This is a genomic window from Microcoleus sp. Pol14D4 (assembly GCF_036701245.1).
In the GTDB taxonomy this organism is placed as follows: Bacteria; Cyanobacteriota; Cyanobacteriia; order Cyanobacteriales; family Microcoleaceae; genus Microcoleus.
The window spans coordinates 18,255-37,753 of sequence record NZ_JAUBQM010000067.1 but is presented as its reverse complement, the minus strand read 5'-3'; the positions used below and the strand labels follow the sequence as shown (position 1 = coordinate 37,753).

General features: G+C 44.6%; 16 protein-coding genes and 3 pseudogenes. 6 read left to right on the top strand and 13 right to left on the bottom strand.

Going from position 1 to position 19,499, the window contains the following annotated elements; genetic code table 11:
* Positions 1-1,383, top strand: a 1,383-nt coding sequence (locus QUA33_RS20955; RefSeq protein WP_333150837.1) for a calcium-binding protein, incomplete at its 5' end; no start/stop codon positions are given.
* Between the two features lie 1,566 nt (positions 1,384-2,949).
* Here the strand turns inward: QUA33_RS20955 and ffh are convergent.
* The 6 genes and pseudogenes from ffh to QUA33_RS20925 form a co-directional block, all read right to left on the bottom strand.
* Positions 2,950-4,398, bottom strand: a complete 1,449-nt coding sequence (gene ffh, locus QUA33_RS20950) for a signal recognition particle protein (RefSeq protein ID WP_333150835.1) — start codon at positions 4,396-4,398, stop codon at positions 2,950-2,952.
* Between the two features lie 273 nt (positions 4,399-4,671).
* The gene (locus tag QUA33_RS20945) at positions 4,672-4,872 is read right to left on the bottom strand and encodes a hypothetical protein (RefSeq protein ID WP_333150832.1); all 201 of its coding nucleotides are present in this window, start codon (positions 4,870-4,872) and stop codon (positions 4,672-4,674) included.
* A 42-nt stretch (positions 4,873-4,914) separates the two neighbouring features.
* A pseudogene (locus tag QUA33_RS20940) lies at positions 4,915-5,755 on the bottom strand (IS5 family transposase).
* Positions 5,756-5,873: 118 nt separating this feature from the next.
* Entirely contained in the window at positions 5,874-6,344 is a 471-nt protein-coding gene (locus QUA33_RS20935) for a hypothetical protein (protein ID WP_333150831.1), read from the bottom strand.
* A 202-nt stretch (positions 6,345-6,546) separates the two neighbouring features.
* Positions 6,547-7,406 (bottom strand): annotated as a pseudogene (locus QUA33_RS20930) (IS5 family transposase).
* 145 nt (positions 7,407-7,551) lie between these two features.
* The gene (locus tag QUA33_RS20925; protein ID WP_333150829.1) at positions 7,552-7,767 is read right to left on the bottom strand and encodes a hypothetical protein; all 216 of its coding nucleotides are present in this window, start codon (positions 7,765-7,767) and stop codon (positions 7,552-7,554) included.
* Between the two features lie 50 nt (positions 7,768-7,817).
* Here QUA33_RS20925 and QUA33_RS20920 point away from each other — a divergent pair.
* Positions 7,818-8,886: pseudogene (locus tag QUA33_RS20920) on the top strand (IS630 family transposase).
* Positions 8,887-9,036: 150 nt separating this feature from the next.
* Here QUA33_RS20920 and QUA33_RS20915 read toward each other — a convergent pair.
* Together QUA33_RS20915 and QUA33_RS20910 are read right to left on the bottom strand one after the other, a co-directional pair.
* On the bottom strand, positions 9,037-10,209 hold the full coding sequence (locus QUA33_RS20915) for a TRC40/GET3/ArsA family transport-energizing ATPase (protein ID WP_172188640.1): 1,173 nt from the start codon (positions 10,207-10,209) through the stop codon (positions 9,037-9,039).
* A 300-nt stretch (positions 10,210-10,509) separates the two neighbouring features.
* Positions 10,510-10,902: a DUF2358 domain-containing protein gene (locus tag QUA33_RS20910; protein ID WP_333150827.1), complete on the bottom strand. Its 393-nt coding sequence runs from the start codon at positions 10,900-10,902 to the stop codon at positions 10,510-10,512.
* Between the two features lie 69 nt (positions 10,903-10,971).
* Here QUA33_RS20910 and QUA33_RS20905 point away from each other — a divergent pair, with 69 nt between their 5' ends.
* Positions 10,972-11,586 (top strand): glutathione S-transferase N-terminal domain-containing protein, encoded by a 615-nt coding sequence (locus QUA33_RS20905; RefSeq protein ID WP_333099286.1) that lies wholly within the window; start codon positions 10,972-10,974, stop codon positions 11,584-11,586.
* A 76-nt stretch (positions 11,587-11,662) separates the two neighbouring features.
* Here QUA33_RS20905 and QUA33_RS20900 read toward each other — a convergent pair whose 3' ends face one another.
* The 3 genes from QUA33_RS20900 to ahcY all read right to left on the bottom strand — a co-directional run bounded on the left by QUA33_RS20900 (position 11,663) and on the right by ahcY (position 15,620).
* Positions 11,663-13,087 carry an NADP-dependent isocitrate dehydrogenase gene (locus tag QUA33_RS20900; protein WP_333150825.1) on the bottom strand — a complete coding sequence of 475 codons (1,425 nt, stop codon included), beginning with the start codon at positions 13,085-13,087 and terminating at the stop codon, positions 11,663-11,665.
* A gap of 444 nt (positions 13,088-13,531) precedes the next feature.
* The gene (locus QUA33_RS20895; protein WP_333150824.1) at positions 13,532-14,146 is read right to left on the bottom strand and encodes a DedA family protein; all 615 of its coding nucleotides are present in this window, start codon (positions 14,144-14,146) and stop codon (positions 13,532-13,534) included.
* Positions 14,147-14,342: 196 nt separating this feature from the next.
* Positions 14,343-15,620 carry an adenosylhomocysteinase gene (gene ahcY / locus QUA33_RS20890; RefSeq protein WP_333150822.1) on the bottom strand — a complete coding sequence of 426 codons (1,278 nt, stop codon included), beginning with the start codon at positions 15,618-15,620 and terminating at the stop codon, positions 14,343-14,345.
* 339 nt (positions 15,621-15,959) lie between these two features.
* Here ahcY and QUA33_RS20885 point away from each other — a divergent pair, with 339 nt between their 5' ends.
* Both QUA33_RS20885 and QUA33_RS20880 read left to right on the top strand, forming a co-directional pair.
* Positions 15,960-16,241, top strand: coding sequence for a mechanosensitive ion channel domain-containing protein (locus QUA33_RS20885; RefSeq protein ID WP_333150839.1), 282 nt, complete (start codon positions 15,960-15,962; stop codon positions 16,239-16,241).
* 12 nt (positions 16,242-16,253) lie between these two features.
* Positions 16,254-16,502 carry a hypothetical protein gene (locus QUA33_RS20880; RefSeq protein WP_333150820.1) on the top strand — a complete coding sequence of 83 codons (249 nt, stop codon included), beginning with the start codon at positions 16,254-16,256 and terminating at the stop codon, positions 16,500-16,502.
* Between the two features lie 302 nt (positions 16,503-16,804).
* Here QUA33_RS20880 and QUA33_RS20875 read toward each other — a convergent pair whose 3' ends face one another.
* Together QUA33_RS20875 and QUA33_RS20870 are read right to left on the bottom strand one after the other, a co-directional pair.
* Positions 16,805-17,497 carry a PEP-CTERM sorting domain-containing protein gene (locus QUA33_RS20875; protein ID WP_333068080.1) on the bottom strand — a complete coding sequence of 231 codons (693 nt, stop codon included), beginning with the start codon at positions 17,495-17,497 and terminating at the stop codon, positions 16,805-16,807.
* 621 nt (positions 17,498-18,118) lie between these two features.
* Positions 18,119-18,718, bottom strand: a complete 600-nt coding sequence (locus QUA33_RS20870) for a sulfite oxidase-like oxidoreductase (RefSeq protein ID WP_333068079.1) — start codon at positions 18,716-18,718, stop codon at positions 18,119-18,121.
* A gap of 275 nt (positions 18,719-18,993) precedes the next feature.
* Here QUA33_RS20870 and QUA33_RS20865 point away from each other — a divergent pair, with 275 nt between their 5' ends.
* A complete protein-coding gene (locus QUA33_RS20865; RefSeq protein ID WP_333150818.1) occupies positions 18,994-19,263 on the top strand; it encodes a hypothetical protein in 270 nt (89 codons plus the stop codon).
* Positions 19,264-19,499: the final 236 nt, after the last annotated feature.

The window sequence follows — 19,499 nt, the reverse complement described above, 5'->3', positions numbered from 1 at the left end:
CCGACTCCTGCGGGAACTCCGACTCCGACTCCTGCGGGAACTCCGACTCCGACTCCTGCGGGAACTCCGACTCCGACTCCTGCGGGAACTCCGACTCCGACTCCTGCGGGAACTCCGACTCCGACTCCTGCGGGAACTCCGACTCCGACTCCTGCGGGAACTCCGACTCCGACGGGAACTCCAACGCCAACGGAAATTCCGACTCCGACGGGAACTCCAACGCCAACGGAAATTCCGACTCCGACTCCGACGGGAACTCCGACTCCGACGGGAATTCCGACTCCGACTCCGACGGGAACTCCAGACGATCGCGATTGCATTTGCGAACAGATTAGCCTACCCGCGATCGGTTCGATTCCCGGCCCGAATTCAGTTGATCGCACTTTCAACGGCACTGACGGCGACGACTTCCTCACTGCCAGCAATCTCAAGGACGCTATCAACGGTTTCAACGGCGACGACATTCTGCTGGGCGAACAAAGCAACGACAATATTTACGGAGGACGGCCCAACAATATCCCCCTGGGCCCGAATGCAGACAGAGACTTGCTGTTTGGTGGCCGTGGCAATGATTACCTCAACGGCCACGCCGGCAACGATCTCATTTTTGCGGGTAAGGGCGATGATGTCGCGATCGGCGGCAAAGACGATGACTTGATTTGGGGTGACAAGGGCAATGACACTCTGGTTGGTGCTCAGGGTAACGACTGCTTGTTTGGAGGCAGTTTTTACCCGTCTAGCCCTGACTCGAATGGACGCGATTTGCTGTTTGGCGGTGCGGGCAACGACTTCTTGAATGGGGGAAATGCTGCGGATACTCTCAGCGGCGGCGAGGGCAATGATACTGTTTATGTCGGCAAGGGCAATGACGTTCTGGTGGGGGGTACTGGCAACGATCTGTTGTTGGGCGATCGCGGCAGTGATAGCATTTGCGGCGACGACGGGGACGATACTATTTTAGGAGACAGTGCGATCGACTTTAACGGCGGGCCAGATTCCCTCTGCGGTGGTGCTGGCAATGATTTGATGTTTGGCAACGGCGGTAGTGACAAGCTATGCGGCGAGGAGGGCAACGATACTCTCTATGGCGGTAAAGGCGACGATTGTCTGATTGGGGGTTTGGGCAACGATATTCTCAGCGGCGACATTGGGCGCGATCGCTTTGTTTTAACAGCAGGTGAAGGCAGCGATCAAATTACTGATTTCACAAAAGGTGAAGATTTGCTGGTGTTAGCGGGCGGTCTAACTTTTGGTCAACTTAGTATTACTCAAAACGCTAATGCAGCTTTCATCAGGATTGGTGAGAACGGTCAATTGTTGGCTGCTTTAAATGGAGTTCAAGCTAGTGCGATCGGTGTGAATGATTTTACTATCTTCGGGTAAGCACAAATTAATTAACTAAGGTGCAATGGCACTGAAAAAGTGAGCAAAAAAATCTGTAAGGCAATATATATAGCAAAACCATTTGATTTGTAAATAATCGATTCAATCATCACAAGCGTTTCAGGTTATTCTACATTCACGACTCAAATAGATTTGCTATAGATCGTTGCCTTAAAAACACAAAAATCTATCTCTCTTATGTCAAATCGTGCGTCTATTCTCAAGCAACAATTTTTACAGAGTGTGGCCTTACCCTGCAAGGAGCTTCTACCAGACTTTAAAGTCGAAGAGCTTCTGGCTAACGAGAATGTGAGGTATTACAGCAGCGTCTACACACCCATAGTGACGTTATGGGCAATGGTATCCCAGGCGATCGGACTCAATGGGGCTGTATCAATCTGTTTACGTGAAGCGAAGCTATCCCGTTCCCCGTAGGGGTTCCCGAAGGGTAGGGAATCGCCCTAATTTGGCAGAAAAGAACCATTCCATTATACTGGTGTTTTTTGCCAAAATTAGGAAGCAGTAATTTACAAGAAAAAACCCTCGCTCTCGAACAAGTTTTACCCTAGTTTCAAGAATATAAATCGATCGTTTTGGGCGATGGCGTCCCGCCCCGCAAGCTACGAGAATGTTGTTCTGTAGACTTGCGAAATTGGCTCAAGACAGTGGGTGTATCTTTTTGCTTAAGACTGAAAAAGAATCATTGTTTGGAAACAGAAAACTTAATTTGGCAACGTTTAGACCACTTAGGATGCATCCTGTGGAACTTCCTTATATTTTCCAGGAATTAGGGTCAGAAAAACGCAGCCAGTAGCAGGATTTGATATTGCTTGTAAATGGCAACGAAATTATCGGGAAGGAAAGTAAAAGACGCCTGGTTTATTTTAACAGATTTAGGATCGCTGCCATTCGCTATCTCCGCTTATAAACAGCGAATGGGAATTGAAGAAATGTTCCGAGATTGCAAGACAGGAGGTTATAATCTATAAGGGAGTGGTTTAAGGGGAGACCGACTGATTAAGATGATTCTGTTAATGGCTATCGCCTACACTTCCGCGATATTTCAAGGCATTGAAACTCAGAAAAAGCAGGTACAAAAAATATGTATCTCGCCGATCCCAACCGAGAAAAAAATACCGTAGACAGAGTACATTTGGCGTTGGTAAGGATGGAGAACAGTGGGTTGATTATCTCGACCGACATTTATTATAAATTCAACAGTTAATGAAGTTGACTCGAAATAAAGGTCGCTTTTATCAACAGGGTATACGGGCTGCCACCCTTATTGCGTCTATCTCCTAAACCTCTTTATCACCCTCCCTGCTATCAGCAGTCGTGGCCATGCGTCACAACCTGTTACTCAAAGCTATGAGTGAACGATTTTTGGGTCGTGGAAAGGTCAAAATGCAGGTAATTGGGACCTTGATGAGGAAACTGGTCTATTTGGCTTTTGGCATTTTAAAATCCCAAAAGCCGAATGGACCCCAATTATTTGAACGCTACCCATTGACAGGTCAAGACAGTATCTACAACTTTTTGACAATGATGCAATATGTTTGACGCTTTCTACAACTGTCCGAAACCTTTTTTAGGCTTATCTTTTTTCTTTTTCTTCTTCTGCTGCGCCCCCATATAGCCGCGGGAACCGGGCTGCATTCCGGGGCCGCCCATTCCGGGCATTCCGGGCATTCCGGGCAATCCTCCCATTCCTGTAAAGTTGCCTTGACTCATTTGTTGCATCATTGTACGCATTTTCTGGAAGTCGCTGACGAGCTTTGTTACGTCGTTTTCTGCGTAGCCGGCGCCTTTGCCGATGCGGCGGCGGCGCGATGGAGAACTTGCTAAAAGTTCGGGGTTGCGGCGTTCTTCGACTGTCATGGAATTGATCATGGCTTCGGTGCGTTTTAGCTGCACTTCTCCCTGCCGCATTTGTTCCTCTGAGAGTTTGTTCATCCCCGGAATCATTTTCATGATGCCGCCGAGGGAACCCATATTTTTTAACAGTCTGGTTTGTTTGAGAAAGTCGGTAAAGTCAAACTTTGCCGTGAGCATTTTCTCTTGCATTTTTTCGGCGTCGGCGATGTCGAATTCTTCTTGCGCTTTTTCTACTAGCGTCAAGACGTCGCCCATGCCGAGTATTCTTGATGCCATGCGATCGGGATAAAATGGTTGCAAGGCTTCCACTTTTTCGCCTACGCCGACAAATTTAATCGGCGCGCCGGATATTTGCCGCACTGATAAAGCTGCACCGCCCCGGCTGTCGCCGTCTAATTTGGTTAAAATTGCACCGGTAATGCCGATTTGTTCGTGAAAGGTGCGGGTTAAATTTGCTGCTTCTTGGCCGGTCATGGCATCAACAACTAACAGCGTTTCGTGGGGTTGTACTGTTTGTTTGATGCGACCCAATTCTGCCATCATGTCTTGGTCGATTTGCAGGCGGCCTGCTGTATCGACGATGATGGTATCGATGCCAATTTGTTTGCCGTGTTCGATGCCTTGGCGGGCAATTTCTACGGGGTCAATGTCTTTGCCTAATTCAAATACTGGTACGTCGATTTGTTTGCCCAGGGTTAGCAATTGGTCGATCGCCGCAGGTCGATAAATGTCGGTTGCGACTAGCAGTGCGGTACGATTTTGCTTGCGGAGGTGCAGCGCTAGTTTGGCGGTAGCTGTGGTTTTCCCGGTTCCTTGCAAACCGGCCATGAGCACGACTGTGGGCCCGGATTCGGCGGTGGCGAGGGGTACGTTGGTTTCCCCCATGACGCGCACGAGTTCGTCGTGGACGATTTTGATGAATTGTTGGTCGGGACGGACGCCTGAGACGACTTCTGCGCCTTGTGCTTTTGCCGCTACCTCTGAGATGAAGTTTTTGACGACTTGGAGGTTGACATCGGCTTCCAAGAGGGCGCGGCGGACTTCTTTGAGGGCGTCTTGAATGTTGGACTCGGAGATTTTATTCTGTCCGCGCAGTTTTTTCCAGGTGGATTCGAGTCGATCGGCGAGGGCTTCAAACATAGGGCATTGTTGGCTAGTCAGTCTTTTTAATTTTAAGGCTAAATGCGGATGTTTGGATTAATGTTTTGCTAATTTTTGAATAATCCTTTCAGGGCAGGCTAGAAGCCCACCCCACAAGAAAATTCATATATTGTGGAACAGGCATCTTGCCTGTTATTAAAACTGCTGCCGCAAAATTCATCTATTGTAGAACAGGCATCTTGCCTGTTACTAAAACTATTGCCCTAAACTTCATCTATTGTGGAACAGGCATTTTGCCTGTTCCTAAAACTGCTATAAGATGTGAGTTTTTACATATTCTGCGATCGCTGGTTGGAGTTGGAAGAGAGTGCGATCGCCTTTTTGAACTTTTTCGATTAATAACCTCCGTCTCAAGGATTCGACGGCTTTGAGGAATTCAGAAGGGGATAATTCCAGGAGGGCTGGCTTTTTGGAGATTTCGACTGCTTTGATTTGATTTGCCAACCAAGACATTAGACCTCTTGCAAAAAAAATCTATGCTATAATAGAAAGTTTTCAATTTAATCCCCCTAGAGCTAACTCATAATTATAAATTGCTGATAACAAATTACAACGCAGACCATAACGGCGACGACGATTCCGATAACGACTCGACAAGATTTTAAAAATTTTCAGACTCCGGTTAACGTGTTCAATAACAATTCTTTCTTGTGCTAGAGCTCGATTGTAGTCTTTTTCTAAGAGAGAAAGTTTCCCATTTTTAGGTTTCTTTCTAGGAATATAACTATTGGAATGATAATCTTTTATGCCTTGATACCCACTATCTTGTAAGCTGTCTGTTTCGGGATGAAAATGGATTTTACTTTTTTTAAACAAGCTAAAATCGTGGCAATGTCCTTGCCCAAAAGCAGTGCAAATAATTGCTCCTGTCTCTTGATTAATGACCAATTGAGTTTTGAGGGTATGACATTTCTTCTTGCCTGAATAATATTTTTTCTGTTTTTTTTTTTGTCGTTCAATAGCTGTTTCTGTGACATCGCCACGACTGCTGGATAATCAGAGTTTTTGAGTAATGCTTTTTTCCCAGGAAGACGGAATTTTCCAGTTTTCATTAAAGTTGATTCGATGTCAATTACAATTCGGCTGCTGGGTTGATTCAGATACTCCCCAATTTGTCGCAATATGAAAATATGTTCGATATTCTCGCCAATATTCCAATGCAACTAAGACCTGTTCTTCAAGAGCGCCGGATAGTCCCACGCCCTCTTCTGTCTTTATGATTTTCTGACCTGAATTCTTCCAAGGCTTTAACCATTACTTTTAAAGTTTCAATTTTGACACCAAATCTACGTTTAAATTGATGAGATGTCAAATTTAGATAAGATTGATTTTTCATGATTTACTGATTGTGCAACAACCAATATAAGTTTCTAGTATCTTATCCTGTTTCTAGCAAGGCAAGAGTAAAAATAAGTTAAGAGTTGGGATTCAATCCAGTCAAGCAAAACTATCCATTATATCATAAAATTATTTTGCAAGAGGTCTATTACTTGTTTTTCGCTGTCTGACAAGCGCTGAAAATGTTTGTGCAATAAATATTCTAAGTCTCCTAAAAATAGGCTATCATAGGATAAAAATTCATAAACACTGCCACTAAATAAGTCTTGAATTGCAGCGCATACGGTATTTAACCACAAGGGATTTCCTCGGTAAATGTCTATCAAATTTGACCAGTTTTCCGATTCAAGTAAACCTTTTTTTGTGAATATTTCTCGCGCTGGTTCGCCTAAACTATTGAGTTGCAATGTTTGACAATTTTTCGGGTGGCTTTCTAATGCTGCAATTTCTCTGGGTTTTTCCCAACTAATCAAAACTATGCAACTGTTGTGACATGATTCTGCTATTGGTTTGAAGAAAGTGCCATAGTTTTCATAGCCTGGTTTGTAATTTCCTGCTAGTTGTTGGCTGCTAAAGATTGTTTGCACATCATCAAGCAATACTCCGGACAGTTTTTGAGACCGAGGCCCAAACCCTCATTCTACCGTTAGCATTTGACCTCACTCAGAAGACCCAAACCCGCATTCTGCCGTTAGTGATTGAAAACTGTCCGGACTATTGATCAAGGATGATCAGACAGCGGTGCGATCCCAAATATTAGACCTCTTGCAAAAAAAATCTATGTTATAATTAAAGGTTTTGAATTTTAGACCTGAAAGCTAACTCATAATTGTAAAGTGCTGACAACAAATTACAACGCAGACCATAACGGCGACGGCGATTCCGATAACGACTCGACAAGATTTTTAAAATTTTGAGACTCCGATTAACGTGTTCAACCACAATTCGCTCCTGTGCTAGAACTCGATTGTAGTCTTTTTCTCTTCGAGAAAGTTTCCCATTTTTAGGTTTCTTTCTAGGGATATAACTATTGGGGTGATAATCCTTTATCCCTTGATAGCCACTGTCTTGTAAGCTATTTGTTTCGGGATGAAAATGAATTTTACTTTTTTTAAACAACTTAAAATCGTGGCAATGCCCTGGTCCAAAAGCAGTGCAAATAATTTCTCTGGTCTCTTGATTAATTACCAATTGAGTTTTTAGAGTATGATATTTCTTCATTTCTTCTTGCCACAGGAATATCTCTTCTGTTTTTTTTTAGGTCGTTCAATAGCGGTTTCTGTGACATCCATCACCACGATTGCTGGATAATCAGAGTCTTTGAGTAATGCCTTTTTCCCCGAAATACGGAACTTTCCCGTTTTCATTAAAGTTGATTCAATGTTAGTTACAATTCGGCAAATCGTTGATTCGGATACTCCCCAATTTGTCCCCATATGAAAATAGGTTCGATATTCTCGCCAATATTAATCGGCCACTAAAACTTGTTCTTCAAGAGTTAAGGCGCTGCGGCGTCCTCGTTTATCTTGAGGATTTTCTAGCCGGAATTGTTCTACAGTGTTAACCATTTCTTTAAACGTTTGAATCTGGATACCAAATCTCCGTTTAAATTGCTCCGGTTTTAAATTTTTATAAAATCTATTGTTCATGATTGATTTATTGTGTAACTACAAAATACCTTTTTCGCATTTTATGCTGTTTTTAGCAAAATGTCCTAAAAATTAGCTATAACCTGCAATCTGCTCCACTTAAGCAAAACCCTTGATTATAGCATAAAATTATTTTGCAAGAGGTCTATTGTAGGGGCAATCCCCCCGTGGTTGCCCTTTCTTCGGGGGCGGGCATGGGGGGATTGCCCCTACAGAATTGAATTAAGTCGGTTTCGAGTGTTTGGAGGGGTGGCGCGTCGCGGAGGCTTCGCCAGATTATACAGTCGAATTCATATTGAATGTGTTGGATTAGTTGGAGTGCGATCGCACTTTTGCCACTTCCGCTTAATCCTAATACCATTTTTTTAAAGATGTGATAGACTTGTGTAAAAAGTAAAGGAGAGCATTACAATGTCTGGTCGTCCTCATATAAAGATTACCGAATCAGCAGAAAATTTACGAGAAATCCTCAAACAGCAAAAAAGAATCCTAGCTTATAATAAAGTCCAAATGCTTTATTTATTTCAGTCAAAACAAGTAGAAACTGGGCGGGAAGTATCGGCAGTTTTAGGTAAAAGTGAGGCAACAATTCATCGCTGGCTCTCTCAATATAAAGAGGGCGGTCTGGAAAATTTGTTAAAAAATCTGCAGGTTTTTGGTCGCCCAAAAAAGTTCTCAGTTGAAGTAGCAGCGACCTTGCAACAAGAGTTGAGAGACCCCGAAGGATTTCAGAGTTATAAAGAAGTTCATCTTTGGCTATGGTTGATTAAAGGAATAGCCAGTAGTTACCAGGCTGTATATTCTTGAGTGACAGGGGAATTAAAAAGTAAATTAAAAATTCCCAGACCTCGCAGTGTTTCTCAGAATTCTACGGCAATTAATGAATTTAAAAATAACTTGCATCAACAGATAAAAGCTCTACTAGAGAAAGCTTTACCTCAAGTAAACAAATATAAAAAAGTCACTTATTGGTGTAGCGATGAAACTCGACTAGGACTCCATACAATTCGTCGGCGCCTGACGCTTTCAGCCGTAAAGCCCATCGAGAAGCATCAATGGAAATTTGAGTGTTTTTGGCTGTATGGCGCAGTATCCATCGCTACTGGAAAAAGTTTTTTTTGGGAGTTTTCCCATTTAGACAAAGTTTGTTTTAGAGCATATTTACAACTTTTGTCAATACAATATCCTGAGCAATTACACATCATTCAAGTGGATAACGCACCCGCTCATAAGTTGGACTCATCTGAATTACCAGACAATGTTATTTTACTATTTCAGCCTCCGGCTTGTCCCGAAGTAAATCCGACAAAAAGAGTATGGGAATATCTGAAAGATTTTTTAGCGAAAGTTGGTGTTTAGTAATCTTGACGAACTCCGCACAAAAGTCAAGGAAATTTTGGCATCTTTCAACGAACGTGTCATTAGTTTTCTCACCGGATGGTCTTGGATTTTACATTCTTTATCTCTATCACATCTTTAAAAAAATGGTATTAGTCGATCTAGTGGACTTTGAAATACTCGATCGCGCAGTTGGTAATGGTTGATACCGTCCATTGACTGCACCCAATGCCCTCCAGAGAGACATGACTTACGCAGGTACACTACATATAGCGTGCCTGCGTAAGTCTTGTTAAGCAAACTTAATCTTCAAATAATCATCCTCCATCTTCGCCCCCGAAGGTTGCAGCGCCGCTAAAGCTTGGGGCAACACCAAATTACGGCGGTGATTTCCAATCCGAACATTCAACTCATCTCCCGTTTTGCTCAACTGAATTTGATCTTTAGCAATTCCGGGCAAATACAGCTCAAGACTATATTGATTGTTTTCCTGCACGATCTTAATCGTATTTTCTTTGTAATAAACTTGACTGGGGTCTTCGTCTTTGTAAAGCGTTTCTTTCAACCGTTCCAAAGCTGCCAAACCGCACATTTCTTCAGAATAAAGTGGCACCTCCTTAACTGGCAGCGGCATGAAATCTGAGTGAATTTCCTGACGGTACTGCTCCTGACTTTCTTTCCACCGTTTGAAAAATGGGTCAGTTACTTCTGCGGGAATAATCCGGTTAGCTACTACTAAATCTGTGGCTACATTGTACAAACTCAAATAGGCATGAGCGCGCAGAGACTCTTTAATTACCATTTTTTCGGGATTAGTAACTAACCTTACCGAAGTGACAGTATTGTCAGTTAAAACCTTTTCCAAAGCTTCGATTTGTTCGTAAAATTCGTAAGGTGCATCCATCACCTCTTTGTCTGGTAAAGAAAAACCCGCAATCGGTCTAAAAATAGGTTCCACTAAAGGCCGAAGGGCGGCTGATATGCCTTGCAGCGGCTTGTAAAATTTTCTCATGTACCAGCCGCCAACCTCCGGCAAACTTAGCAGTCTCAATGCAGTGCCAGTTGGGGCAGAATCGATAATTAAAACATCAAATTCACCTTCGTCATAATGCCGCTTCATTCGCACTAAACCGAAGATTTCATCCATTCCTGGCAAGATGGCTAATTCTTCAGCTTGAACGCCTTCGAGCCCCTGCGCTCGCAAGACTTGAGTAATGTAGCGCTTAACTGCTCCCCAATTGCCTTCTAATTCCCTGAGAGCGTCTAATTCTGCTCCCCACAAATTCGGCTTCACCAGCCGCGAATCGTGTCCGAGTTCCATGTCAAAGCTGTCGGCTAAGGAGTGAGCGGGATCAGTGCTCAGCACTAGGGTTTTGTATCCCAATTCGGCACATCGCAGCCCAGTCGCAGCGGCTACGGAGGTTTTGCCGACGCCGCCTTTTCCAGTCATTAATATTAAACGCATTGATTGTTTAGCTCGCCTGAAAGTAGTTTACTCTTATATTGTAACGTTATGTAACAAAAATTAATTTGCTGGGGTAATTAATTGGGGCGACAAGCAGCCGCTGAACACAGCGCATTTCCTGTGAATCACGAAATTGCTGCCATGTCAAGATCAGTTAAAATTATTTATCTCAGATATCAATTGCAACAAATAAAAATCCATCAGCGTTCATCTGTGTTTATCTGTTAATATCTGCGCTTAAAAAAGGGCTCTCGCTCTTGAAACACTATTTTTTATTGCTAAAAAACCTAAGAAAAATTCTCAAACATTAGTTTTCAGAGGAAATACAAGCTGTTTGATCGCATCCAACCGCGAACAGTCCCAGTAATCGATGTGAGAAACAATTAAACCGTCGCTGTTGACTTTCAGTTCGCTCCTACCAGCGATCGCCATTTTAGGTCGCCAAGGTAGCGGTGCGAGCCAGCTCAAAGTCCAGCGAGTTTCTATAAGATCGGACGATCGCGAAATGCCGTGCAAGTCTAGTTTAATTTCTTTAAAAAAATTCCCCATAAACCCGATCATTTTGCGGTAGCGATCGACTCCTGTAAATCGATTCACCGGATCCTCAAAATAAACATCTTTGGCGTAAATGCTGTAAGTCTGATTTTGAGGAAATCTTTGATAATCGTCTTTGAGAATTTGAATAATATCCATTCTGATTAGCTATTTGCCTTAAATTATTATAATATAGTTTATACCTGCTTGAGAAAAGGCGGACAACTTATGATCGACCTGTACACTTTTACCACACCGAACGGTCGCAAAGTCTCGATCATGCTCGAAGAAATAGGTTTACCCTACAGCGTGCACGTCATCGACATCACCAAAAACGACCAATTTAGCCCAGAATTCATCGCAATCAACCCCAACAGCAAAATTCCGGCGATAGTCGATCGAGATAACGGCATCACCGTCTTCGAGTCTGGCGCTATTCTGATCTATCTTGCCGAAAAAAGCGGCAGATTTCTGCCCGCAGACAAACAAAAATACTTTCAAGTTATAGAGTGGCTGATGTTTCAAATGGCCAGCGTCGGTCCGATGTTTGGTCAGCTCAACCACTTCAAACGCTTTGCACCCGAACAAATTCCCTATGCGATTGGGCGCTACGAAAAAGAAACCTTGCGGCTCTACGGAGTATTAGACACTCAACTAGCAAAATACGAATACATCTGCGGCGACTATTCGATCGCCGACATTGCTACCTATCCCTGGGTTGCTATTTACGAATTTCAAGGATTAACCCTCGACAACCACCCCCATCTCAAACGTTGGGTAGAAACCTTGCAGAACCGTCCCGCCGTTGAGCGCGGCATGGCTGTTCCCGAACTGCAAAAATAGCAATTTTTTAACCGCAGACAGACAAAGATATTACCAATCTTATCTGCGTTCCTCTGCGGTTAAAAATCTTTAAAACCTAATCAGCAAAGTGCTTAATAATCGCCTCCGCAAACTCCGAACACTTCAACTCAGGCACCGGCGGTTCCATCAACCTCGCCAAATCGTAAGTAACTTCACCGTTAGAAATTGCCGCTCCCAAACCCTTCTTAATCAAGTCTGCAGCTTCCTGCCATCCCAGGTATTCTAACATCATCACCCCGGACAAAATCAGGGAACCGGGATTGACTTTATCCAAACCGGCGTGTTTCGGTGCAGTGCCGTGAGTTGCCTCAAAAACTGCACATTCATCACCAATATTCGCGCCGGGACCCATACCCAATCCGCCGACAATGGCGGCGGCCGCATCGGATAAATAATCCCCGTTCAGATTCATTGTCGCTAAAATCGAATACTCGGCCGGCCTGGTTTGAATTTGTTGGAAAATACTGTCAGCAATTCGGTCGTTGACCATAATTTTTTCTTTCCACTGACCACTGCCGTGAGTGTCCCAAATTGCAAACAGAACATCGGCGACTTCTTGACGAATTTTGGCTTGTTTTTCTGGCGTCAAAGCATCATATCCAGGGTCTATTTGGCGGGCATTATCTTCTAAGCTGATGTCGGGATTTTTTTCTTTGTTGGCAAGAATCCAAGACTCTCTTTCAGTCACGCACTGAGCGCGAAATTCGGTAGTTGCTAATTCATAACCCCAATCTCGGAAAGCTCCTTCGGTGTATTTCATGATGTTGCCTTTGTGCACCAAAGTTACTTGCTGCTTCTCTTTTGGCAACCGTAAAGCGTGGGTAATAGCGCGCCGTACTAAACGCTGAGAACCTGTTTTGCTAATGGGTTTAATTCCGATTCCCGAATCGAGGCGAATTTGTTTTTTGCCATGTTCTGGTGTTGCTGGAATTAACTCATTATTGAGGAATTCAATCAATTTTTTGCCGATTTCGCTGCCTTTTGCCCATTCAATTCCGAGGTAAATATCTTCTGTATTTTCCCGGTAAATAATTACATCTAGGAGTTCAGGAGTTTTGTGTAGCGAGGGTGTTCCAGCATAATATTTGCAGGGTCGCACGCAGGCGTAAAGGTCAAAGATTTGCCGCAAAGCTACGTTTAGCGATCGAATGCCGCCCCCGATTGGGGTTGTCAGCGGCCCTTTGATGGCGACTCCGTATTCTTTGATGGCGTCTAAGGAATCCTGGGGCAGATATTGGTAAGTACCGTAGACATCGCAGGCTTCGTCGCCTACATAGATTTTAAACCAGTTAATTTTTCGATCGCCACCGTAAGCCTTTTCTACCGCAGCATCCATGACTTTCTGGGATGCAGGCCACAAGTCAACGCCGGTACCGTCGCCGCGGATGAAGGGAATAATCGGGTCATTAGGGACGATCGGCGAACCGTCTTTGAAAGTAATTTTAGAACCTGTTGTTGGGGCTACAATCTTTTCGTACATATTTTAACAGCGCGGATAGCAATGTTCCCTATTTTGCCACGATTATCTGCCTAAACCTCAACCCATCCTAAATATTTGTATAAATTTAAGTTGGATTTTTGGGAGAGCGGCTGCCCGTCACTGTGACTTTTGGGCGATCGTAAATTTCAAAGTAACTTTAAAAAAGTAGCAAACATAGCAGAAGTTTCTATCAAATATGCCTGTCTCTCTTTCAGCCCTAATGTTGAGAAGATGCTGGAAGCGAGTCAGTGGATTGTAGATTGTAGATTGTAGATTTTAGATTTACTCCAAAGATTCATCTGGGAGCTTGAACTATGGTCTAAAACTTGGGCCCGCTCACGACTCCTGTAGCAAACTTGTATTCGTTTTTGGGCGGGGTCAAAATGGTTATTGTCGCCGCAGATGAACGCGAATCAACGCAGATTATTTTCACAAAATTTGCATTTATTTGCGATATTTTTCCTTCTGCATATTCTTTTTGATAACCCACAAAATAAACCAAATGACAATACTCACCACAACTATTTTGGAAACCGGATCCAGATACTCCTCTACAAGTCGATAATTTTCCCCGAGTTTAAATCCGGCAAAAGTCAGGAAACTCACCCACAAAAGAGTGCCGCCTGTTGAGTAGAGTAAAAAAGGAATTAAAGGCATATTGTTGATGCCAGCGGGCAGGGAAATCAGGGTGCGAACTCCCGGTACGAGGCGACACAAAAACACGGCTTTGTTGCCGTGTCTGTTAAACCATCTATTCGCTTTGTCAATATCGGCGCCCGATACAGTGATCCACTTGCCGTATTTGTCGGCTAAATTCCTCAAGCGTTCTTCGCTCAATAATTTACCGGCATAGTACCAGGGAAGTGCCCCCAGAACTGTACCGATTACTCCTGCTGCGATCGCCGGTGGAAACTCCATTCCGCCCTTAAATACCGTGAATCCTGCCAGCGGCATAATCAATTCTGAGGGTATGGGCGGGAAAAGATTTTCTAAAAACATCAACAGCCCAATTCCGAGATAGCCCATCGACTGCATTGTGTTAGTTATCCATTCAACCATTTTGATTCCATAGGTAATATGTACTTTGTATTTTTCTCGTTTTTGCTTCCAGGCAGAGCCTGGGAAGGCATATCTAGAGGCTCTGCCTCGACTCCAAATACAGGAGGCAGAGCCTCGTGGTATTCATTCACAGGCAGAACCCGGGAATGATAAACGAGAATATTCCCAGGCAGAACCCGGGAACGAAAAACGATGATTAAGTGCCCGAAGTCCAAGAGTTTGTGTACTCAATTTGTTCAGCCGTCAAAGTATCAATGTGAATACCCATTGCTTCCAATTTGAGACGGGCAATTTCTTTGTCAACTTCCACGGGGATTGAGTGAATACCAGGCTCTAGTTTGCCTTTGTTCGCAACCAGATATTCGCAGGCTAAAGCTTGGTTAGCAAAGCTCATATCCATCACGGCGCTGGGGTGTCCTTCCGCTGCTGCCAAGTTGATCAAACGACCTTCACCCAACACAATAATCGACTTGCCATTATTGAGGTGATATTCTTGAGTGAAAGACCGGACCGTTTTCACGTCGGTGCTTTTTGCGCCGAGGGATTTGAGGTCAATCTCAATGTCGAAGTGACCGGAATTGCAAACAATTGCGCCGTCTTTCATGCTCTCGAAATGTTCGGCACGAATGACGTGTTTGTTGCCGGTAACGGTAATGAATATATCTCCGACTGTTGCGGCTTCGTCCATCGGCATGACGCGGAAACCGTCCATCACTGCTTCGATCGCCCGAATGGGATCGATTTCGGTGACAATTACGTTAGCACCCATACCGCGGGCGCGCAGTGCCGTGCCTTTGCCGCACCAACCGTAACCTGCAACCACAATATTTTTACCGGCTAACAAAATATTGGTAGCGCGGATAATGCCGTCTAGGGTAGATTGACCGGTGCCGTAGCGGTTGTCAAAGAAGTGCTTGGTGTCGGCGTCGTTGACGTTCATTGCGGGGAAAGTCAGCACGCCGTCTTTCAACATGGCCCGCAGGCGCACGATGCCTGTGGTAGTTTCTTCGGTAGTTCCGATTAAGTCGGAAATTTGGTTCGGGCGGTGCTGGATCAGTGCGGCTACCACGTCGCTGCCGTCGTCGATGATAATATTGGGGCGGTGGTCTAGGGCTGTGTAGACGTGACGTTCGTAGGTAGCGGCGTCTTCTCCTTTGAGGGCGAAGACGGAAATGCCGTAGTCTTGAACTAAGCAAGCCGCTACGTCATCTTGAGTGCTCAAGGGGTTGCTGGCGATCAGTACGGCGTCGCCACCGCCGAGTTTGATGGCGATCGCCAAATGAGCGGTTTCTGTGGTTACGTGGCAGCAAGCAGCCAAGCGAATGCCAGCGAAAGGCTTTTCTTTAGCGAAGCGTTCTTGAATTTGCCGCAAAACGGGCATTTCCCGGCCGGCCCACTCGATGCGTTGCTTTCCCAAGGGGGCGAGGGACAAGTCTTTGACTTCGTGTTTAATCTTGACGGATGTAGCAACCATGTATGTTATTTCTCAGAAATCATCAAACTTTGTTAGTTTTAGCAGATTAAGTCATCGGCGGGCAAGTGCTGTGATTTTACTCGATCGGGGTCGGCGCTGCTAATCTTAAATTTTGATTGTGTTTTAATGATTAGCGAACGAGTCGATGGAGTCACCCCCACAGTGAGAGTCAAACATTCATGTCGGCCGATCGATCTCAATTTTTGGTTTTAGCGTCGCATTATTGAATTATTTGACACTCTCATTTGGGCTGCTGGCAGTTTGAACACCTGCGTGATTGCGTTCCCAGCTTGGCGTCCGGCAGATATCATTGGTTTGTTATGACTTGGTTGAGTAGGGATTAGTTTAGCGTTCCCAGACATCTTCAAATACTTTTTAGGTAAAATATTGTTGCTGTTGCACGAATCGTTTCAATGCGGCGATCGGATAATTGTAGAAGGCTTTGAAGGTACTGTGGAAAAGATTTTGCTGCGTTCAACTCAAATTATTAGCGATCGGGGAGAGCCAGTTATCGTACCGAAGGCGATCGTAATTTACCAATTCAGTGCCGGTACTAACAACCATTACCCACCAGCCCACCAACCTGCGTTTAATTTTAGCCTACAAGCTCGGCCTTCCTGAACAATTGAAACCTTGGTTAAAGCTATTTCCGAAGTCGAAGGCGTTTTGTCCCAAACAACTCCAGAAGTTGAGAGTTTAGGCATTAACCAAGATTATTTGCATCTTATTTTCTCCTATTGGAAGCTGCAGGAACAAGCACAGGTGCAACGGACAAAAACTGTGGTAGTGGAGGCGATTAAAGTAGCGTGCGTCTGGGGGAACCTTAAAATTATTCAACCCGTAGCGGTGGCTTTGTACGATCGAACCCTTTACCGTGAGTGAGTTTGGAATTTTGAGTTGGGAGAGGGAGAGAGTGGGAGAAAGCGAGAGTGGGATAGTCGGAGAGTGGGAAAAATCCTGTTTCTCCTGTCGGACTTCTTCACTTTTGACTTGTGCCATCCCCCTCCATCCGTTAAATCCATTAAATCCCGTACACTGCTGCGTGGCCGAACGTCCCTCTGACTTCTCCCTTCTGACTTTTCAAATCAAGCAAAAGGCGAGCCTATTTCTCATTAGCACGCCTCCAAATAGAACTTTATTTTGTTGTCAAACGTAATTGATGAGATTGTTCCGGTTGAAACAAATCATGAAGTCGTCTTGCTAGCGCGGCGACGGCGTGCTGCAACCAAGCCACCCAAACCGAGAGCCAAACCAGTCATTGTCATCGGTTCTGGAACTGCTTCTGCGCTCACTGCGAAGTCTTGGAAGTCTGCGTCGTTGTTGTTACCACGATCGTCGAAGGAGATTAGCGTGCCTCCATTAAACAGAGAACCTGTGCCGTTGGTAAATTGTCCAGCAGCTTGGAAGACGTTCGTGGTTTCTTTGCCAAGTGCGTCCCACAGTTGCGATTGCGCCCCAAACACCGCTTGCTGGTTGCCACTGTTCAAGGCTGAGGTTGAGTAGACACTGCCACCCCAGTCACTGTCGAGCCCCAAAGTGTAAACTTGATTTGCCAGGAATGTGAATACTACCGAGCCAGAACCCAAGACTGTATTGCCCAGAGTTCCTTTCCATTCGTTGTCCCAGTAGTTGTCTGAGGATTTAGTTTCCGAAAACAGCGTGCTAACTAGAGAGACCGCCGAGTCCTTCACACTGTAGACTCCCAAAGAGGATTGGTACATTCCGTGAGATTCTTTGAAGTTAAACTTGACGCTTGTATCTTGGGTGAATGTGATGCCGTTGGTGCCAAAGGAGAAGGCTTGAGCTGGAGCTCCGGCGCCAAACAGAGCTGTGGCGGCTGCGGTAGCTGTTAGGGCGGATAAGAGTTTGGTATTCATAACCTGTTCCTTTTGTGCGAGGGTCTTAATATTTTCATTATGCGATACTTTCTTTGTATTTGGTTCACTTTAGGTAAAGTTTGACATATTCTTTATCAAGCCTTTACATAACCTTCACAAATGCTGTCTCTCGCATCTATCAGCAGGCGATCGCTCCCTACAAATAGCCACTAAATAATTATAAAGAGTGTGGATGGAAACCTTGCAGTCACTGGCCTGGGAGCGCGGAGTAGCGCAACTGATTTGGAGCTGACCTATGCTAATTTTTTATTTAATTCTCAAGTCTAAATCCTGAAGAGCAAACACTTAAGTATAAATACGGTAATATCTGTACGTACTGACAGTTAAAGAAGTTTTATATTAACCAGAAACTGGGAATATTTGTTTTTTGGGACTTTTGTAGGGGAGTTAAAGTAGTTTATCTATCGGGTAAAGTACGTACAAACTGCGATCTTTGGATTTACGTGTTTTGGTTGAATTAAGTAGATACGGTCGTGAGATATCCCAAAGATGCGAAGGGGATGCAATTTCCGCAGACTGAAGCAGTAAAAGATCGGATTGCCCCTCAACAAAGATTGTATAGAGAAGCTCTCGCCCCGTCTTTGCTCCCGATCGCCCCAATCAAAAAAGACCGCTGTAGCGTTCCTCTGCCCAAGGTTCCCCCCGCTGGTGGTAGCCGTTGCGTTCCCAAAAACCGAGTTCTTCGGTTTCTGTAAATTCCAAGCCGTTAATCCATTTAGCGCTTTTCCAAGCGTACAAGTGGGGAACTACGAGCCGCATTGGGCCGCCGTGGTCTGCTGACAGAGGTTCGCCGAAGACGGTGTGGGCGAAAAAGTTTTCTTCTCGGAGGAAGTCGGCGATCGCAATGTTGGTAGTATAGCCGCCGTAGCAGTGTTCCATGACGTGCAGAGCTTTTGGATCGACTTCTATATAGTTCATAAAATCTGTGACTTTGACTCCCGTCCACTGCACATCGAGTTTTGACCACCGGGTGACGCAGTGAAAATCCGCCGTAAAGTTACTTTGGGGCATGGCCTGGAAGTCCGACCAAGTGAAGGTTTTTGGTTTTGCTAATCCCCAGACTTTAAATTCCCAACTCTCAATACTGACCGAGGGTGTATCGCCGTAGGTCAGCACAGGAAAGCCGTTGGCGAGGTATTGACCTGGGGGGACGCGATCGAGGTTTTCTGATTCTGGCTTGCGAAAAAATTTGCCCAGCATTGATTCACGCTCTACAGTAACTGCCTGCAATCCTGAGTATAACTTGCAGAGATGGGCGCATCGCTATTCGTCTCCAGGTAGAAAGCTTTCATCACTTCTGCCGAAATAAAATCCCCCTATCATGCTAGATGCCCGCCTAATTCTGCCTTCGGAGAGAGGAGAAGCTAAAAATTTTTAAAATTTATCACCCCAGCGTATGAATTACCTAATCCTAAATTTTATCGTAATTAATGGTGCATTTCCGAATCTTTGATGTATTGTTACAATATGCTCAGATGCCATATGTAAAAAAAATTGATGGGGTAAAAATCATGATCGCAAGTTGCTTGATTCCGTTGACGGTATGCTTGATTGCTTGGTGGGTGACTGCCGGGACTGACAACAGAACGCTAGACGGAATTCCGGCTCCCATAGCTGCAATTATTGGAGTGTGTTCGTTAATTTGGTTGCTGGCGGTGTGTCCTTGGCCTGTTGAACTCGCTCTAGTTTTGGCCGTGGTGGTTTTCGGCAAAGCTTATTTGCAAAAAATTTTGAAAGTCGGCTGAATTTTCAGGGCTAGCGCTCCTATGATTTGCGGGGGCGCGATCGAGTGCTGCTACTTGGTTAAATAGTTAAATAAAATTTTTCGCGATTTGTCTGGCTAGGTTCTCGGAGGAGGTCGCAAAGACGGAATCAACCCCAGAACTGGTGAAATTCAATTTATATATTTCAGTTAAAAATTAGAGCATAAAGATTGACAGAGAAACCCGGTTTATCTTAGATAAACCGAGTTGGTGAGGTT